16 protein-coding genes are annotated in these 16982 nt (G+C 64.4%); 6 read left to right on the top strand and 10 right to left on the bottom strand.

The genetic code is table 11. The features are described 5' to 3' along the window. The first annotated feature begins 46 nt into the window (after window positions 1-46). Window positions 47-535, top strand: coding sequence for a 5-(carboxyamino)imidazole ribonucleotide mutase (purE, locus tag XH88_RS34000; RefSeq protein WP_271672560.1), 489 nt, complete (start codon window positions 47-49; stop codon window positions 533-535). Next, window positions 532-1638 carry a 5-(carboxyamino)imidazole ribonucleotide synthase gene (locus tag XH88_RS33995; RefSeq protein ID WP_271672559.1) on the top strand — a complete coding sequence of 369 codons (1107 nt, stop codon included), beginning with the start codon at window positions 532-534 and terminating at the stop codon, window positions 1636-1638. The genes purE and XH88_RS33995 overlap by 4 nt, the downstream gene beginning before the upstream one ends. Window positions 1639-1731: 93 nt before the next feature. Here XH88_RS33995 and aqpZ read toward each other — a convergent pair whose 3' ends face one another. After that, entirely contained in the window at window positions 1732-2454 is a 723-nt protein-coding gene (gene aqpZ / locus XH88_RS33990; protein ID WP_271672558.1) for an aquaporin Z, read from the bottom strand. 260 nt (window positions 2455-2714) lie between these two features. On the opposite strand from aqpZ, the gene rpsU reads away from it, so the two are divergent. Both rpsU and XH88_RS33980 read left to right on the top strand, forming a co-directional pair. Beyond that, window positions 2715-3011, top strand: coding sequence for a 30S ribosomal protein S21 (rpsU, locus tag XH88_RS33985; RefSeq protein WP_092291984.1), 297 nt, complete (start codon window positions 2715-2717; stop codon window positions 3009-3011). Between the two features lie 176 nt (window positions 3012-3187). Beyond that, window positions 3188-3838, top strand: a complete 651-nt coding sequence (locus XH88_RS33980) for a tetratricopeptide repeat protein (RefSeq protein ID WP_271672557.1) — start codon at window positions 3188-3190, stop codon at window positions 3836-3838. Between the two features lie 91 nt (window positions 3839-3929). Here XH88_RS33980 and XH88_RS33975 read toward each other — a convergent pair whose 3' ends face one another. The 9 genes from XH88_RS33975 to XH88_RS33935 form a co-directional block, all read right to left on the bottom strand. Beyond that, window positions 3930-4898: a hypothetical protein gene (locus XH88_RS33975; protein WP_271672556.1), complete on the bottom strand. Its 969-nt coding sequence runs from the start codon at window positions 4896-4898 to the stop codon at window positions 3930-3932. Window positions 4899-4991: 93 nt separating this feature from the next. After that, window positions 4992-5276 carry a cupin domain-containing protein gene (locus XH88_RS33970; protein WP_271672555.1) on the bottom strand — a complete coding sequence of 95 codons (285 nt, stop codon included), beginning with the start codon at window positions 5274-5276 and terminating at the stop codon, window positions 4992-4994. A 24-nt stretch (window positions 5277-5300) separates the two neighbouring features. Continuing rightward, a complete protein-coding gene (locus XH88_RS33965; protein ID WP_271672554.1) occupies window positions 5301-6398 on the bottom strand; it encodes a calcium:proton antiporter in 1098 nt (365 codons plus the stop codon). Between the two features lie 60 nt (window positions 6399-6458). Further along, entirely contained in the window at window positions 6459-7259 is an 801-nt protein-coding gene (locus XH88_RS33960) for an alpha/beta hydrolase (RefSeq protein WP_271672553.1), read from the bottom strand. 64 nt (window positions 7260-7323) lie between these two features. Continuing rightward, window positions 7324-8724, bottom strand: a complete 1401-nt coding sequence (locus tag XH88_RS33955) for an NAD(P)(+) transhydrogenase (Re/Si-specific) subunit beta (RefSeq protein WP_271672552.1) — start codon at window positions 8722-8724, stop codon at window positions 7324-7326. 39 nt (window positions 8725-8763) lie between these two features. Beyond that, window positions 8764-9081 (bottom strand): proton-translocating transhydrogenase family protein, encoded by a 318-nt coding sequence (locus XH88_RS33950; RefSeq protein WP_014492434.1) that lies wholly within the window; start codon window positions 9079-9081, stop codon window positions 8764-8766. Window positions 9082-9093: 12 nt separating this feature from the next. Then, a complete protein-coding gene (locus tag XH88_RS33945) occupies window positions 9094-10221 on the bottom strand; it encodes a Re/Si-specific NAD(P)(+) transhydrogenase subunit alpha (RefSeq protein ID WP_271672551.1) in 1128 nt (375 codons plus the stop codon). A gap of 142 nt (window positions 10222-10363) precedes the next feature. Beyond that, window positions 10364-10516, bottom strand: a complete 153-nt coding sequence (locus tag XH88_RS33940; protein ID WP_209958841.1) for an aa3-type cytochrome c oxidase subunit IV — start codon at window positions 10514-10516, stop codon at window positions 10364-10366. A 209-nt stretch (window positions 10517-10725) separates the two neighbouring features. Then, window positions 10726-12606 carry a M3 family oligoendopeptidase gene (locus XH88_RS33935; protein ID WP_271672550.1) on the bottom strand — a complete coding sequence of 627 codons (1881 nt, stop codon included), beginning with the start codon at window positions 12604-12606 and terminating at the stop codon, window positions 10726-10728. 127 nt (window positions 12607-12733) lie between these two features. Here XH88_RS33935 and XH88_RS33930 point away from each other — a divergent pair, with 127 nt between their 5' ends. Beyond that, window positions 12734-14230, top strand: a complete 1497-nt coding sequence (locus XH88_RS33930; RefSeq protein WP_271672549.1) for a sigma-54-dependent transcriptional regulator — start codon at window positions 12734-12736, stop codon at window positions 14228-14230. 346 nt (window positions 14231-14576) lie between these two features. Further along, entirely contained in the window at window positions 14577-16868 is a 2292-nt protein-coding gene (locus XH88_RS33925) for a L,D-transpeptidase family protein (RefSeq protein ID WP_271672548.1), read from the top strand. The last annotated feature ends 114 nt before the right edge of the window (window positions 16869-16982 follow it).

Genomic DNA, 16982 nt, shown 5'->3' with positions numbered 1-16982 from the left:
CCGTTAATCTGGCCTATCTTTCTGTTTTCCGAGCACAATTGACGTCATGACCGCGCCGATCGCCATCATCATGGGAAGCCAGTCGGACTGGGAGACGATGCGGCACGCCGCCGACACGCTTGCAACGCTCGGCGTCGCCTCCGACACCCGCATCGTTTCGGCACACCGTACTCCGGACCGCCTGTTTACCTTTGCCAAGGGCGCCAAGGCCGCCGGTTTCAAGGTGCTCATCGCCGGCGCGGGCGGAGCTGCGCATCTGCCCGGCATGGCCGCGGCACTGACGGAACTGCCGGTATTCGGCGTGCCCATCGAGTCCAGGACGCTCAAGGGCATCGATTCGCTCTATTCGATCGTTCAGATGCCCGCCGGCATTCCGGTCGGCACGCTCGCGATCGGCAAGGCCGGCGCAATCAACGCGGCGCTGCTGGCGGCATCCGTGCTGGCGCTGTCCGATCCGGCCCTGTCGGACCGTCTCGCCGCCTGGCGCAAGGCCCAGACCGAGGCGGTTGCCGAGCGCCCGGAGGACAAGGCGTGACCGACGCAGAGCAGGTGAAGCTGAAGCCCGGCGACACCATCGGAATCCTCGGCGGGGGACAACTCGGTCGGATGCTGGCCATGGCCGCGGCACGCCTCGGCCTGCGCTGCCAGGTATTCTCGCCCGATCCGGACTCGCCGGCGTTCGACGTCGTGCTCAACGCAACCTGCGCCGAATATGCCGACGTCGAAGCGCTCGAGCTGTTCGCCCATGACGTCGACGTCATCACCTACGAATTCGAGAACGTACCAGCCGCAGCCGCCATTGTGCTGGACGCGCGCCGCCCCGTGCTGCCTAACCGCAAGATCCTCGAGACCACCCAGGACCGGCTCGCCGAGAAGGATTTTGTGACGAAGCTCGGCATCGGCACCGCTGCCTACGCCGACGTCACCTCCGTATCCACGCTGCGCGAGGCGATCGCGAAGATCGGCCTGCCCGCGGTGCTGAAGACCCGCCGCTTCGGCTATGATGGCAAGGGCCAGGCGATCATTCGCGAGGGCGACGACATCGCGAGGGTCTGGACCAGCCTCGGCACCAAATCGGCGATCCTCGAGGCCTTCGTGCCGTTCGAGCGCGAGATCTCCGTGATCGCAGCACGCTCTGCATCAGGCCAGGTCGAGTGCTTCGACGTGACCGAGAACGAGCATCGCGACCACATCCTGAAGATATCGCGTGCGCCGGCGCCGATCCCGGATGCGCTGGCCGAAGAGTCCCGCAGCATCGCCGGCAAGATCGCGACCGCGCTCGACTATGTCGGCGTTCTCGCAGTGGAGATGTTCGTGCTCGCCAATGGCGGCGGACCGAAGGTGCTGGTCAACGAGATCGCGCCGCGCGTACACAATTCCGGACACTGGACCCTCGACGGTGCCTCCGTCTCCCAGTTCGAGCAGCACATCCGCGCCATTGCCGGCTGGCCGCTCGGCAAGCCGGTGCGCCACGGTGAGGTCGTCACCATGACCAATCTGATCGGCGACGAGATCAACGATTACGAAAAGTGGCTGAGCGTACCGGGCGCGACCGTCCACATCTACGGCAAGGGCACCCCTCGCCCCGGCCGCAAGATGGGCCACGTTACCGAAGTCCGCCCCTCGAAGGGCAAGTAAGGGGATCGCAGCAAGATCCGCGATCCCATTCCGTATTTTTGTTTGACGCGTTTTCTTGCGCGAACCGGTATATCCACTTCGCTCGATAACGCTCTACGCCGTCTTCACGCCCGCGACGACCCCGGCGGGCTCCTCGCTGAGCCAGCGATAGATCACCCCACCCAGTGTGCCGCCGATCAGCGGTGCGACCCAGAATAGCCAGAGCTGCGACAGCGCCCAGCCGCCGACGAACAGCGCAGGGCCGGTGCTGCGCGCCGGGTTCACCGACGTGTTGGTGACGGGGATGCTGACGAGATGAATCATCACCAGCGCAAGTCCGATCGCGAGCGGTGCGAAACCTGCGGGCGCGCGGCCATGGGTCGCGCCCATGATCACGAACAGGAACATCATGGTCATCACCACCTCGGTGACGAAGCAGACGAGCATGCTGTACTGGCCCGGCGAATGCGCGTCATAGCCGTTGGAGGCAAAGCCCTTGGTGACGTCGAAGCCCGGGGCACCGTTGGCGATCACATAGAGCAGTTCGGCGGCAACGATCGCCCCGCAGACCTGCGCGATCACGTAAGGCAGGATCTGGCTGGCCGGAAACCGTCCCCCGGCGGCGAGGCCGACCGTGACGGCTGGATTGAGATGGCAGCCCGAGATATGGCCGATCGCATAGGCCATGGTGACGACGCTCAGGCCGAAGGCAAGGGACACGCCGACCAGGCCGATCCCGACCTGCGGAAAGCCGGCTGCAATCACTGCGCTGCCGCAGCCTGCGAATGTAAGCCAGAACGTGCCGATGGCCTCGGCAGCATATTTCTTCATGTCCATGTGACGTCTCCCCTGATTTCCAAGATTCCGGAACTATGCCCGCTGCGGCCCGATTCTGGCGCCGAATCTCCCAAGTCGAGGCCGCAAGGGAGCATTTTCGCCGCATTTAATGGCTGAACTTGGCCCGAAAACCCGCTTGGCCGGTGGACATCCCAGCTTTTGTCTGATACATCCGCGCGCTCAAGGTTAAGGGCTTGCGCGTTTCGCCATCCCCTTTGACTTACCAGAATTCAAATCCGATCCACTGAAGAGGATGCCGCGTGCAGGTTCTCGTTCGCGATAACAATGTCGACCAAGCCCTCAAGGCGCTGAAGAAGAAGATGCAGCGCGAGGGCATTTTCCGCGAGATGAAGCTCCGCGGTCATTACGAGAAGCCCTCCGAGAAGAAGGCCCGCGAAAAGGCCGAAGCCGTGCGCCGCGCGCGCAAGCTGGCCCGCAAGAAGCTGCAGCGCGAAGGCCTGCTGCCGATGAAGCCGAAGCCGGTGTTCGGCGCTGGCCCGGGTGGCGAGCGTGGCGGCCGCAGCGGCCCGGGTGCTGGTCCGCGCGGACCGCGCTGATCTTGCCGGCATTGCAGGACTGAGTTTTCGATGACGCGGGCTGCCGGCCCGCGTCATTATTTTATGAGCGGTGCCTTCCCGGGGCGGGCACTTACAGATGCGGCGCTCCGTGTTCATCGCGAGGGAAAACCGCTGCACACTTTTCCGGATTCATGCTCTAGCGCGAGCGAACCGTGATGGCCTCCCCTTTCCCCGAGCCCGGCTTGATGCGGTTGCGCCGGACCTGGCGTCAACCGCTCGCGCTGATCTTGATGGGGATCGCATTGTGCGGCTGCTCCTTCGATCTGGGCTCGCTGATGCCCGAGAAGGACAAGCCGCAGGAGGCGCCCAAGGCGGCGGCTGCGCCGGATAGCGCAGTCAGCGCCGCCAACGTCACCGAGGCCCAGACCCACACGGCAAAGGCGCAGGCACTGGCCAAGTCGGGCGAAACGCAGGCAGCGCTGGACGAGTTCAATCGCGCCGTCGCGCTCGATCCCTACAATGCGCAGGCGCTCTACGGCCGCGCCCTGCTCTACCAGGGCAACAACCAGCACGACTTCGCAATCGCCGATTTCGGTGCCGCCAGCGGGCTCAATCCGCAGAAGGCCGAACCGCTGCTTGGCCGTGCCGTCAGCTATCTCGCCATTGGCAAGGTCAAGGAGGCCGCGGCCGATCTCGACGAGGCTTCGGAGGCCGATCCGCACAACGCCCAGGTCTGGACGACACGGGGACAGGCCTATGAACGGCTGGGCGACAAGGCCAAGGCGGCGGCATCCTACAACAAGGCGGTCGCATTGCGCCCACACGACGACGCCGCCCGGAGCGGATTGGCCCGCGTCGGCGGCTGACAAATTCCTTAGGCCCGGCCCTGACGCGTTGTCTTGACGCGAACCGGCAACCGCCTCGCGCGAAAGCGCCCTGGATAGCGCAGGCGCTCAACTAGTCGGGGGTGGCGCCCTTCGGCAGAACCGCGTGGAACATCGACTTCATGCCCGACAGCATCTCGTCGGCAACATTGGTCTTCGGCCGCGGCATGGTTGAGCCGGCATCAGCGCGGAGGTCGAGCGGCGGGGCGATCATCGGGACCGGAATATCGGCCGGCGGCGTTAGCCGATTCGGATCATCGTTGCCGACCGAAGCCGTGTAAGGCGGATTCGCCTGCGACGGGCCACCATTGCCATAGGCCTCAGGCGCTGGCGTCGACACATTGATCGGCGGCGGCAACGGACGCACCGTCGAGGGCAGCGCAGTCACGACGCGGGGGGCCTCCGGCGTCCGGGACGCTTCCTGCACCGCAGGCTCCGGCGTCCTCTCGGCCGCCTTGGTCTCGGCCGACCTGTTGTCGGAAGATCTTGCCTCCGCCGCCTTCTCGGCGGCCTTGCCCTCCGGCGACTTCCGCAGACGCTCGATGGCGGCCCGGGCGAGATCGTTGGCGTCAGGGGTCGCGGCCGCAGAAGCGGCAGCCGACGCCGAATTGGCCTCGACCACCGGTGGGGTCGCCGCCGGGGAAGACTTGGCAACCGACTTCTCATGGGCCGGGGTGCGCCCGTGCGAAGCGGCCTCGCCGGGAGCCACGTCGGCAGCCTTGGTGTCGGTGGCCTTGGTGTCGGTAGCCTTGGTCTCGGCCGCCTTGGTCTCGGCAGGCTTTTCGGCCGCCGGCTTGTCGGACGCGCTCTTCTCGGAAATCCTCTTCTCGGAGACGCCCCTGGCCTTGATGCCGGGACCCGGGAGGTTGGCCACGTCGGCGGGCTTGCCGTTCTTGCCGGCATCGGCAGGCGTCGCCACCGCGGCTGGCGTATCCGCCGCCGGCTTGGCGTTGATGTAGTGATTAACGATGTAGGCCCCGATGATCGTCGCGAGCACCGAGGGGAAGATATCCATCGAGATTTTAGCGAGGTATTTCAGCATTTCTCGGCCACTCCCCGCGCGATCAGATGCGGGAACTTTGGGGCATTGTAAGGGATCAACTGCGACGGATCGATGGCAAAGTTTACGCGTGCCTTACGGCTTCAGCTCAATCTCAAGGAACACGATCTCGGTTGAGGTTTCGTTAAGTACGTCGTGTTGGACGCCGGCCTTGCGGAAGTAGGATTTCCCGGCCGCAAGCTGCGCTTTGGAGCGCTCGCCGCCCGGCGCCACGATAGTCATTTGACTGTCGACGACAGGCACGATCACATAATCCATCCCGTGGGTGTGATGCCCGGTCGCGCTGCCCGGGGCAAGCCGCCACTCGGTCACCCGGACCTGTTCGTTATCGACCTGGACCTCGGACTTGGCAGCAAGCATCGGAACCTCGCTCGGGAAACCGGTTCAGGGCACGAATACCAGGAACACGTAGACGGCAAATACCACCATATGGACCAGCCCGAACAGGACGTTGGTCCTGCCCGTGCCGAAGGTCAGCATGCTCAGCAAGAATGTCAGGATCATCAGCGCCGTGTTCTGGGAATTGAGGCCCAGCACCAGCGGCTGGTCGATCACATAGGTGGCGAGCCCGACCGCCGGGATCGTGAGGCCGATGGTGGCCAGCGAGGACCCGAGCGCCAGGTTGATGCTCTTCTGGAGGTCGTTCTTGCGAGCCGCCGTGATTGCGGAAACGCCTTCCGGCATCAGGATCAGAAGCGCGACCAGGAGGCCTGCGAACGCCGGCGGGGCGCCGATCCTGTCGGCGACGGCGTCCACCACCAGCGAGAACTTCTTGGCGAGGAGGACGACGGCCAGAAGCGAGATGAGGAGCAGCGCGATGCTCAGCACCAGCATCGTGCTCGACAGATCGGTCGCCCCGCTCTCGCCCTCCCCCCGCTCGTGAACGAAATAATCCTTGTGCAGGACCATCTGGGTGTAGAGGAACACGGCATAGAGCACGATGGTCACGAGGTCGACGAAGCCGAGCTGGAGCGTCGAATAGACCGGCCCCGGCGTCGACAGCGTGTAGTTGGGCATGATCAGCGTCAGCGTCGCGAGCGCAATCAGCACGCTGAGATAGACGTTGGCGCCGGAGACCTGAAAACCCTGCTCGCGATAGCGAAGCCCGCCAATGAAGACGCAGAGGCCGACGAGGCCGTTGCAGACGATCATCACCACCGCGAAGACCGTGTCGCGCGCGAGCGTCGGCGCGGGCTTGTCGCCCAGCATGATCGTGGTGATCAGTGCGACCTCGATGATGGTCACCGCGAACGTGAGCAGCAGCGTGCCGAAAGGCTCGCCGATCCGCTCCGCGATCACCTCGGAATGATGCACGGCCGCGAACACGGTGCCGAACAGGATCACCAGCAGGACGATTGCGAACAGGCCGCCGCCGGCCGACAGGGTGAAGCTGTAGCCGCTCACGGCGACGACCAGGAACAGCAGCACCGCCAGCGCAGGAAAGATCCAGGACGACCGCGGCATCGGTCCGTGCGCACTCATGCTGGCGATTCCTTCATTAGACACACCGATTATGCGCGAGAACGTCGCGCTCGTCAGCCCTCAGGAGCCGTTGACAAAGCGCCGCGCAATCCCAACCATGCCAAAATTGCCGAGATCGTCATGTCCGCCCTCTGGAATGCGAACAAACTGCTTCGGCTCGTGCGCCAGCGCGAACAGCTTCTCGCCGAATGCGATCGGAATGGTCTGATCCTGCGCGCCATGGACGATCAGGAGCGGCACAGCGACCTGTGCGATGCGCCGGTCCGAGTGGAGCGGATCGCGGATCAGGAGGCGGACCGGAACGAAGCGGAAATGCGCGGCCGCGACGTCCGCAATCGACGTGTAGGGCGCCTCGAGGATCAGCTTCCGGATCGGATGCTCGGACGCGATGGCAATGGCAACGCCGCTCCCAAGCGAAAATCCCCACACGACGATGCGCTGGGCATCGTAGCGCGCCGCTGCGAATGAATACGCGGCCGCTCCGTCACGCAGCAGGCCGTCCTCGCTTGGCGCGCCACTGGAGCCCGCATAGCCGCGATAGGACAGCGCCACGAGTCCGGTGCCGTCGGCCGTGATCGCCTTGAAGCGCCCGGCAAGTCCCGCGAGAAAATCCCCGTTGCCGTGAAAGTACAGCACCACGGCATGGCCGGGCTTTGGCGCCACGTGCCAGACGATGACCCTCTCGCCGTCGGACGTGGTCAGGACGTGTTCTTCGGCTCGCGGAAATCCTGCGGCGGCGGGCGCGGTCCGCTCGGCGGTCGGGATCGGAAACAGCAGGGCGCGCTGCTTCGCAAACAGCAGGACGAGCCCGGCGCAATAGCCGGCTGCGAGGATGATGGCGATCCATTTGAGGATAGTCATCGCGGGCCTCGGCGGGAGCGCACGCCACCGCAGCGGTGGCGTGCAAGTCGACGCACGGCTCGCGTTACATCGCCTTGACGATGTTCTCGGTCACCTTCTTGGCGTCGCCGAGCAGCATCATGGTGTTGTCGCGATAGAACAGCGGATTGTCGATGCCCGCGTAACCCGAGGCGAGCGACCGCTTGATGAACATCACTGTGCCGGCCTTCCAGACCTGGAGGACAGGCATGCCGTAGATCGGCGAGGTCTTGTCCTCTTCCGCGGCCGGGTTGGTGACGTCGTTGGCGCCGATGACGAAGGCGATGTCGGCCTGGGCGAACTCGGAGTTGATGTCCTCGAGTTCGAACACTTCGTCGTAGGGCACATTGGCCTCGGCGAGCAGCACATTCATGTGGCCGGGCATGCGGCCCGCGACCGGGTGAATGGCGTACTTCACCTCGACGCCTTCCTTCTTCAGGATGTCGGCCATTTCGCGCAATGCGTGCTGGGCCTGCGCCACCGCCATGCCATAGCCGGGCACGATGATGACCTTGGAGGCATTCTTCATGATGAAGGCGGCATCGTCCGCCGAGCCGAGCTTGGCGGGCTTCTGCTCGCCACCTGCGCCACCGCCAGCCGCTGCGGTCTCACCGCCGAAACCACCGAGGATGACCGAGATGAAGGACCGGTTCATCGCGTGGCACATGATGTAGGACAGAATCGCGCCGGAGGAGCCGACCAGCGCGCCGGTGATGATCAGCGCCGAGTTGCCGAGCGTGAAGCCGATGCCGGCCGCGGCCCACCCCGAATAGGAGTTCAGCATCGAGATCACGACCGGCATGTCGGCGCCGCCGATCGGGATGATCATGAGCACGCCGAGGGCCAGCGCCAGGATGACGTTGAGCCAGAAGAAAACCGGGCTGCCGGTTACGACGAGGCCGACGATACAGGCGACCAGCGCCACCGCGAGCACGACGTTGATCACGTGGCGAGCCGGCAGGATGATCGGAGCACCGCTCATCCGCGCGGACAGCTTCAGGAACGCGATCACCGAACCGGTGAAGGTCAGCGCGCCGATGGCGACGCCGAGCGACATTTCGACCAGGCTCTGGGTATGGATGTTGCCGGGGGTGCCGATGTCGAAGGCCTCGGGCGCATAGAATGCGCCCGCCGCAACCAGCACCGCGGCCATGCCGACCAGCGAGTGGAAGGCCGCAACGAGTTCCGGCATCGACGTCATCGGCACGCGGCGGGCGATGACCGCACCGATCGCAGCGCCAATGGCGATGCCGACAATCACCAGTACCCAGGCGAGACCGTCCGCGGGCGGATGGTTGGCCAGCGTGGTGGCGACTGCGATCGCCATGCCGATCATGCCGAGCAGATTGCCCTGGCGCGACGACGCCGGGCTCGAGAGTCCGCGCAGCGACAGGATGAACAGCACCCCCGCCACGAGATACAAGAATGCAGAGAGATTAGCGCTCATCTCAGGTCCCCATTGATCCCATCAGCCCGAGGTGGCCGCTCACTTCGACTTCTTCTTGTACATCGCCAGCATGCGCTGGGTGACAAGGAAGCCGCCGAAGATGTTGATGCAGGCAAAAATCAGCGCGACGAAGCCGAAGGCGCGCGCCCAGCCCGAACCGCTCGAGACGTTGGCGACGCCGCCGGCCAGCAGCGCGCCGACCACGATCACCGAGGAGATCGCGTTGGTGACGCTCATCAGCGGCGTGTGCAGCGCCGGGGTCACCGACCACACCACGAAATAGCCGACGAAGACGGCAAGGACGAAGATCGACAGCCGGAAGATAAAGGGGTCAACGACCTGTGCAGCATGCTCCATGACGTGCTCTCCTTAAGCCTTCGGCTGGAAGTTTGGATGGATCACCGCGCCGTCCTTGGTGAGCGCAGTGGCCTTGACGAGCTCGTCGTCCCAGTTGACGGCGAGCTTCTTCTCTTTCTTGTCGACCATGGTCTCGATGAAGGAGAACAGATTGCGTGCGTAGAGGCTGGAGGCCGAGGCCGCGACGCGGCCGGCGACATTGGTGTAGCCGACGATCTTGATGCCATCGAGGTCGACGACCTCACCCGGCTTCGCACCTTCGACATTGCCGCCGCGCTCGACCGCGAGATCGACCAGCACCGAGCCGGGCTTCATCGACCTGACCATCTCGCCGGAAACCAGCTTCGGCGCGGGCCGGCCCGGGATCAGTGCGGTGGTGATCACGATGTCCTGCTTCTTGATGTGCTCGGCGGTGAGGGCTGCCTGCTTGGCCTGATACTCTTTCGACATTTCCTTGGCGTAGCCGCCGGCGGTCTGCGCGTTCTTGAACTCCTCGTCCTCGACAGCGAGGAACTTCGCGCCGAGCGATTCAACCTGCTCCTTGGTGGCAGGACGAACGTCGGTCGCGGTCACGACGGCACCCAGGCGCCGCGCGGTCGCGATCGCCTGCAGGCCGGCAACGCCGACGCCCATCACGAACACCTTTGCGGCCGGAACGGTGCCGGCGGCGGTCATCATCATCGGGAAGGCGCGGCCGAAGGCCTCGGCGCCCTCGATCACGGCGCGGTAGCCGGCGAGGTTGGCCTGTGAGGACAGCACGTCCATCACCTGCGCACGCGTGATGCGCGGCATCAATTCCATCGCGAAAGCGGAGACGCCGGCATCGGCCATCGCTTTTAGCGCGGCCTCGTTGCCATAGGGGTCCATGATGGCGATGACGAGCGCGCCGCGCTTGTACTGCGCAAGCTCGGAGGCCTCGGGACGCTTCACCTTGATGATGATGTCGGCGTCCTTGAGCGCGTCAGTGCTGACGGTGGCGCCCACGGCCGTGAATTCGGAATCCGGCAGGCCCGACTTGATGCCCGCGCCGGGCTCGACGGCGATCTCGGCGCCGAGCGCTTTAAACTTCTTCACCGTATCGGGCGAAGCCGCGACCCGCGGCTCCGACGGATCAATTTCCTTGGCAACGGCGATCTTCATAGGTCCTCCGGCGGCGCGGGACAGCGCACGCACAAAAAAGTAGCGTTACTCCCGCAGCGTTGCATACCGGCTTTGGCACCGGCTTGTTTGCAAATTTTGTGGGCAGCTGCCGCCGCAAGCGTGGGCAGCCACCAAGGTCGATTTAGGTGAGGAAGATCGCCATCAGAATCACGATCAGGGCGACCGCGGCGGTGCCGTACTTCACCAGCTTGATGAAGCCCTCGTAGGTCTGCTCGTGCGCAACGTAGTCGTTGCCATCGGCGGTGCTGTACGCAACTTCGCTATGATCTGCCATGGATGTCCCCAGTCGAAAGTCGAATTCTTCGGCTGGGATACCTTAAACCTTCGGGCAGGGCAACGGCACGAAGGTGCAGTTTTCCAGCAAATAGGCTCATTTGGAATCCCGATTATCGCGGATCCGGCAACGCCGGGATCGCTTTTGCTGAACCGCAGTTCAACAGATCCCATGCGCCGTCGCTGCCCCAAATTCAGGCACCTCTGCCCTCAACCCATCGCCTCCAGTTCGTCGATCATCCCGGCGATGACGCTGAGGCCGCCGTCCCAGAACTTCGGGTCCTTGGCATCGAGCCCGAACGGGCGCAGCAGCTCGGAATAGTGCTTGGTGCCGCCGGCCGCGAGCATGTCGAGATAGCGCTCGGCGAAACCTTCGGCCGTGTTCTCGTAGACGGCATAGAGCGAGTTCACGAGGCAATCGCCGAAGGCATAGGCATAAACGTAGAAGGGCGAGTGGATGAAGTGCGGGATGTACATCCAGTAGTTCTCGTAGCCCGCCTTGATCTCGATCGCCGGCCCCAGGCTCTCGCCCTGCACCGACAGCCAGAGCTCGCCGAGCCGCGTCGCGGTGAGCTCGCCGTTCTTGCGCTCGGTGTGGACCGCGCGCTCGAACGAATAGAACGCGATTTGCCGCACCACGGTATTGATCATGTCCTCGACCTTGCCGGCGAGCAGCGCCTGGCGCTGCTTTGCACTTTTGGTCTGCGCCAGAAGCCGCCGGAAGGTCAGCATCTCGCCGAACACGCTCGCCGTCTCCGCCAGCGTCAGCGGCGTCGGCGCCATCAGCGCGCCGTTCTTTGCCGCGAGCACCTGGTGCACGCCGTGGCCGAGCTCGTGCGCCAGCGTCATCACGTCGCGCGGCTTGCCCTGGTAGTTCATGAGGACATAGGGATGCGCCGACGGCGTGGTCGGATGGGAGAAGGCACCTGGCGCCTTGCCCGGACGTACCGGCGCGTCGATCCAGCGGTCGGTGAAGAAGCGCTCGGCGATGTCGGCCATCTTTGGCGAGAAACCGCGATAGGCCGTCAGTACCATGTTGCGCGCATCCGGCCAGCCGATCACGTCGGTCGCGGCAAACGGCAGCGGCGCGTTGCGGTCCCAATAGGCCAGCCGCTTCTTGCCGAACCACTTCGCCTTCAGCGCGTAGTAGCGATGCGACAACTTCGGATAGGCCGCGCGCACCGAGGCGACCAGCGCGTCCACCACCTCGCGCTCGACGCGATTGTTCAGATGGCGGGAATCTGCGACATCCTTGAAACCGCGCCAGCGATCGGAAATGTCCTTGTCCTTGGCGAGCGTGTTGGTGACCAGAGCAAAGGTGCGCTCATTGGCCTTGAAGGTCTTTGCCAGCGCTTCCGCCGCGGCCTTGCGCTTGGCGCCGTCGCGGTCCTGCAGCAGATTCAGCGTCGGTTCGATTGCGAGCTCTTTTGCCCCGACCTTGAAGCGCAGGCCGGAGATGGTCTGGTCGAAAAGCCGGTTGAAGGCGGAATAGCCGGTCTGCGCCTTCTCCAGGAACAGCTGCTCGAGCTTGTCGTCGAGTTGATACGGCTTCTCCTTGCGCAGATCTTCGATCCACGGACGGTAGTGCGCGAGCTCAGGCGCTTGCATCGCGCGGTTCAAAATATCGTCATCAATGCGGTTGAGCTCGAGAGCGAAGAACAACAGATGCGTCGACGCCGCCGTCAATCGCTCCGAGACATCGCCGTAAAACTTTGAAATCTTGGGATCCACGCTGTCGCCGGCATGGACGAGACCGGCATAGGAGCCGAGACGGCCGGCGAGATCATCGATTGCCTCGTAGCGTCGCACGGCATCCGCGAGCCATTTTCCGCCATCTTCCTTTGCTGTGCCTGTCGCGAGCTTGCCCTTGTAGTCGGTCTCGAACGCGACGCAATCGGCATCCATCTTTTCGAGATCGCGCGCCACTTCCGGCGCGTCGATTCCGGAATAGAGATCGGCGAGGTTCCACTCCGGAAGCTTGCCGGTCTTGCTCGCAGGCTTTGCGGAGGGTTTTGCCTTGACGGCGGATTTCTTGGCGACGGATGTCCTGGTGGCTGGTCTTTTGAGAGCGGAGCTGGGGCGCGAATTCATCGTGTGGAAAACCTGTGTTCAACAGTCGCGACGGCGTGCGGGGGCATCAAGGTTTAAGAGTGCGTTAATCGGCTTCGGCCAGAGTGACCCGATTCGAGACAGATAGTAGTAGCGTGCGGGGAACACCATGGCTGCCAGTATTTTGATCGCCGACGACGACGCTGTGGCCCGCCGGCTGGTCGAGAACATGGTGCAGAAATGCGGCTATGAGACGGTCGTCGTCGAGTCCGGCGACGCCGCGATATCAGCCCTCACAGCCCCGGACGCGCCAGTGATCGATGCCGTGATCCTCGATCTGGTGATGCCCGGCCTCGACGGCATGGGCGTACTGGCGAAGATCCGCGAGGCCGGTCTCAGCGTGCCTGTCGTCGTGCAGACCGCCCATGGCGGCATCGACAACGTCATCTCGGCGATGCGCGCCGGCGCCGCCGACTTCGTCGTCAAGCCGGTCGGGATGGAGCGGCTCCAGGTCTCCTTGCGCAACGCGCTCAACGCTTCCGCGCTCAAGGGCGAATTGCAGCGCATCCGTCACAGCCGCGAGGGCCGACTGACCTTCTCCGACATCATCACGCGCGCCGAAGCCATGGCGGGCGTGATGCGCGCGGCGCAGAAGGCTGCCAATTCCTCAATTCCTGTACTGATCGAAGGCGAGTCCGGCGTCGGCAAGGAGATGTTCGCACGCGCCATCCACGGCAGCGGCGAGCGCAAGGCAAAGCCGTTCGTCGCAGTCAATTGCGGCGCGATCCCCGACAACCTCGTCGAATCCATCCTGTTCGGCCACGAGAAGGGCGCCTTCACCGGCGCGACCGAACGGCACACGGGCAAATTCCTCGAGGCTCACGGCGGCACGCTGTTTCTGGACGAGGTCAGCGAGCTGCCGCTGACCGCGCAGGTCAAGCTGTTGCGCGCACTCCAGGAGGGCGCAGTCGAGTCCGTCGGCGGCCGCAAGCCGGTGAAGGTCGACGTCCGCATCATTTCGGCGACCAACCGCAAGCTGCTGGAGCGGGTCAAGCAGGGCCACTTCCGGGAAGATTTGTTCTATCGCCTCCATGTGCTGCCGCTGACGATTCCTTCGCTCAGGACGCGGCGCGAGGACATCCCGCACCTGCTCAGGCATTTCCTGGCGCGCTTTGCTGCCGAGGAGAACCGTCCGATCAGCGGCGTCAGCGGCGAGGCCGTGGCGCATCTCACCCAGCTCGACTGGCCCGGCAACATTCGCCAGCTCGAAAACGCGGTCTACCGCGCGGTGGTGATGAGCGAGGGCGACCAGCTCGGTCTCGACGATTTCCCACTGCTGGCCTCTTACCCGCATTCCGCAACGGAGATTCCGACCGCCCCGTTGATGATCGAGCCGATCTCGGCGCCTTCGGTGGTATCAGGTAATGAAATACCGATCGCGCCGCTCCCGCTGGCAGGGTCCCTCTCGATGCTGACCGCGACCGGCGATGTGCGCCCACTCGAGGACATGGAGAACGAGATCATCCGCTTTGCGATCTCGCACTATCGCGGGCAGATGTCGGAGGTAGCGCGTCGCCTCAAGATCGGCAGGTCCACGCTCTATCGCAAACTCGACGAAGCCGGAGTTCCCGGTCATGGCGGAAAAAGCGGTGAGGAGACGCACTGAGCCTCATGCGAACGAGGGGACGCGCACGGCATTGACGCGCCCGCAAGCCGTTGAATTACGGCAAAATTCGGCGGCGACTCAAACCGTGACTTGGAAGTGACAGACATCGGGAAAAGCACGCGGCGAAGGCGCACAATCCGTTGCAAACAGGCTGTCTTGAAGTCAGTTTGTCGTGAGTTTCCCGGGGTAGCGCTAGCTGCAAAAACGGGGCCTGTATATCGTCGGCGTATGAATCGTTGCGTGCAGGCGTCGAACTTTCAAGAGGCCGGCACGGTCTGGCCGAAGCTCAATTAGGCAATAACGAAAGCTGTCCACGAGGGACAGTTCACCCAAGGGGTGCGACACAATGCGTGACTGTTTGAACCACCGTGTAGGATTTGACCGCGTTTTGGCGACGGTCGCAGCAACATTCCTCACGGTATCCGCCGGCTCGGCGCTGGCACAGGATCAGGCGCGCAGCAGCGCTGCCGAGCTCGCGATCGAAGCCGCGATCCCGCGCCCCGAGCCCGCAAACGTCCCGCCCCCGACCGCCTCCGATATCAAGCTCGACACCACCGCCACACTGCAGGACGCGCCGAAGGAAGCCGCCAGGGAGCCAGCCAAGGCCGAAGCTGCTCCCGCCCCCGTCAAGGTCGAGACCAAGCCGTCCGACGTCGCAACCACGCCCGCAACCGAGGCGCCCAAGAGCGACACTGCGAAGAGCGACACTGCGAAGAGCGACACTGCGAAGAGCGAGCCGGCCAAGAGCGAGACGGCCACCACTGAGCCTGCGAAGACCGAGCCCGCCAAATCTGAAGCAGCCAAATCTGAGCCTGCCAATTCCGAACCTGCAAAGGCGGATACTGCAGCGGCGCCGGCGGCCGCTCCTGCGGCAGCGGCGACCCCGGCCGCCGAGCCGGTAAAAGCCGCGAGCAACGTTCCCGCCGCCGACCAGCCGGTCGCCGACAAGCTCAAGGACATCATCGGCGCCAAGACCTCGCGCCATTTCGAGCGCAAGAACGAGCGTGCAGCCGTCGAGAAATTCTACGGTGGCCGCGACTTCGCGCCGGTGTGGACGCAAGGAGGCGCCCTGACCGCTACCGCGAAGGGCGTGATCGCGCGGCTGAAGGATGCGGCCTCCGACGGTCTCAATCCCGCCGATTATCCCGTGCCGGATTTCGCCGCGGCGACGACGCCCGACGCCCTCGCCGATGCCGAGCTGAAACTCACCGCCAGCATGCTCGATTATGCGCGCCAGGCCCAGAGCGGCCGCGTGCACTGGTCCCAGGTCAGCGCCGACATCCTCTATCCCGAGCATCCGGTCGATCCGAACGAGGTGCTGGCCAAGGTGACGACCGCTGCCGACGCCTCCGCCGCGCTCGACAGCTACAACCCGCCGCAGAAGCTTTACAAGGAGCTGAAGGCCAAGCTCGCGCAGCTGCGCGGCCAGGGCGACGGTCCGGTGATCCAGATCGCCGACGGCCCGACGCTGAAATACACGCCGGCCAGGGGCAAGAAGCAGGCCGAGACCGTCGTGCAGGATCCGCGCGTACCGCAGCTCCGCGCCAAGCTCGGCATCACCGAGAACGCGAGCGACGACCATTATGACGCAACAGTCGCCGAAGCCGTGCGCAAATTCCAGGACGGCGCCGAGATGAAGGTGACCGGCGTGCTCGACGACAAGACCGTCAAGGCGCTGAACAGCCCGAAGCGTGACAAGCAGATCGACACGGTGCTGGTCAACATGGAGCGCTGGCGCTGGCTGCCGCGCGACCTCGGCGCGCCCTCGCTGGGCGATGCCTACGTCATCCTCAACATCCCCGACTACACGCTGAAGGTGATGCAGCGCGGCCAGCAGGTCTGGACCACCCGCGTCGTCACCGGCAAGCCGGGCCAGCATGCAACCCCGCTGCTGACTGAGACGATGAAGTACATCACGGTCAACCCGACCTGGAACGTGCCGCCGTCGATCGTCTATGGTGAATATCTGCCGGCGCTGCAGCAGGACCCGACCGTGCTTCAGCGCATGGGCTTGAAGCTCGAGCAGAACCGCGACGGTTCGGTGCACATCTCCCAGCCGCCCGGCGAAGCCAATGCGCTCGGCCGCATCCGCTTCAACTTCCCCAACAAGTTCCTGGTCTATCAGCACGACACGCCGGACAAGTACCTGTTCGCCAAGGACGAGCGCGCCTTCAGTCACGGCTGCATGCGCGTGCAATATCCGGATCAGTACGCCTCCGTGCTGCTCAACATCACCATGCCGAACGAGCACTACACCCCGGAGCGTGTGCGCAGCATGTATGGCTCGGGTGAGGTCGATCTGAAGTTCCCGACGCCGATCCCGGTCAACATCACCTACCAGACCGCGTTCGTCGACGACGCCGGCAAGCTGCAGTTCCGCAAGGACGTCTATGGCCGCGACGCGACCATGATCAACATCCTCAAGAACGGCCGCGGCAAGGACCTCGAAATGATCGTCGCACATTCCCAGCCGAGCTACTCGCGCCCGGCAACCACGCTGCCGAGCGGCGTGGCGTTCGCCAACAATGGCGGCGGCTCGTCCGGTCTGAACTTCTTCGAGCGCCTGTTCGGCGGCGGGCCCCCGACCCCACCGCCCGCCCCGGTCGGCCGCCGGTCCCAGCGGGTGTTCACGCGCTGAGCTTGGGCGGCGCGCGACCGCCTGAACTTCCGCAACGAAATCAACGACCCCATCCCTTGGATGGGGTCGTTTTGCGTTAACCATTCTGCACCTGAGCCAGAGCATCCCGGCGTT

It is taken from the genome of Bradyrhizobium sp. CCBAU 51627, from assembly GCF_028128765.1.
Taxonomy (GTDB): domain Bacteria; phylum Pseudomonadota; class Alphaproteobacteria; order Rhizobiales; family Xanthobacteraceae; genus Bradyrhizobium.
Note: the sequence above shows the minus strand (reverse complement) of the source record. Positions and strands in the feature narration are given on the sequence as shown.

Excerpts from the sequence above, each read along its gene's own strand:
- purE (WP_271672560.1), top strand. The coding sequence starts at position 47 with ATGACCGCGCCGATCGCCATCATCATGGGAAGCCAGTCGGACTGGGAG.
- aqpZ (WP_271672558.1), bottom strand. The coding sequence starts at position 2,454 with ATGGACATGAAGAAATATGCTGCCGAGGCCATCGGCACGTTCTGGCTT.
- XH88_RS33980 (WP_271672557.1), top strand. The coding sequence starts at position 3,188 with ATGGCCTCCCCTTTCCCCGAGCCCGGCTTGATGCGGTTGCGCCGGACC.
- XH88_RS33975 (WP_271672556.1), bottom strand. The coding sequence starts at position 4,898 with ATGCTGAAATACCTCGCTAAAATCTCGATGGATATCTTCCCCTCGGTG.
- XH88_RS33970 (WP_271672555.1), bottom strand. The coding sequence starts at position 5,276 with ATGCTTGCTGCCAAGTCCGAGGTCCAGGTCGATAACGAACAGGTCCGG.
- XH88_RS33965 (WP_271672554.1), bottom strand. The coding sequence starts at position 6,398 with ATGAGTGCGCACGGACCGATGCCGCGGTCGTCCTGGATCTTTCCTGCG.
- XH88_RS33960 (WP_271672553.1), bottom strand. The coding sequence starts at position 7,259 with ATGACTATCCTCAAATGGATCGCCATCATCCTCGCAGCCGGCTATTGC.
- XH88_RS33955 (WP_271672552.1), bottom strand. The coding sequence starts at position 8,724 with ATGAGCGCTAATCTCTCTGCATTCTTGTATCTCGTGGCGGGGGTGCTG.
- XH88_RS33950 (WP_014492434.1), bottom strand. The coding sequence starts at position 9,081 with ATGGAGCATGCTGCACAGGTCGTTGACCCCTTTATCTTCCGGCTGTCG.
- XH88_RS33945 (WP_271672551.1), bottom strand. The coding sequence starts at position 10,221 with ATGAAGATCGCCGTTGCCAAGGAAATTGATCCGTCGGAGCCGCGGGTC.
- XH88_RS33940 (WP_209958841.1), bottom strand. The coding sequence starts at position 10,516 with ATGGCAGATCATAGCGAAGTTGCGTACAGCACCGCCGATGGCAACGAC.
- XH88_RS33935 (WP_271672550.1), bottom strand. The coding sequence starts at position 12,606 with ATGAATTCGCGCCCCAGCTCCGCTCTCAAAAGACCAGCCACCAGGACA.
- XH88_RS33930 (WP_271672549.1), top strand. The coding sequence starts at position 12,734 with ATGGCTGCCAGTATTTTGATCGCCGACGACGACGCTGTGGCCCGCCGG.
- XH88_RS33925 (WP_271672548.1), top strand. The coding sequence starts at position 14,577 with ATGCGTGACTGTTTGAACCACCGTGTAGGATTTGACCGCGTTTTGGCG.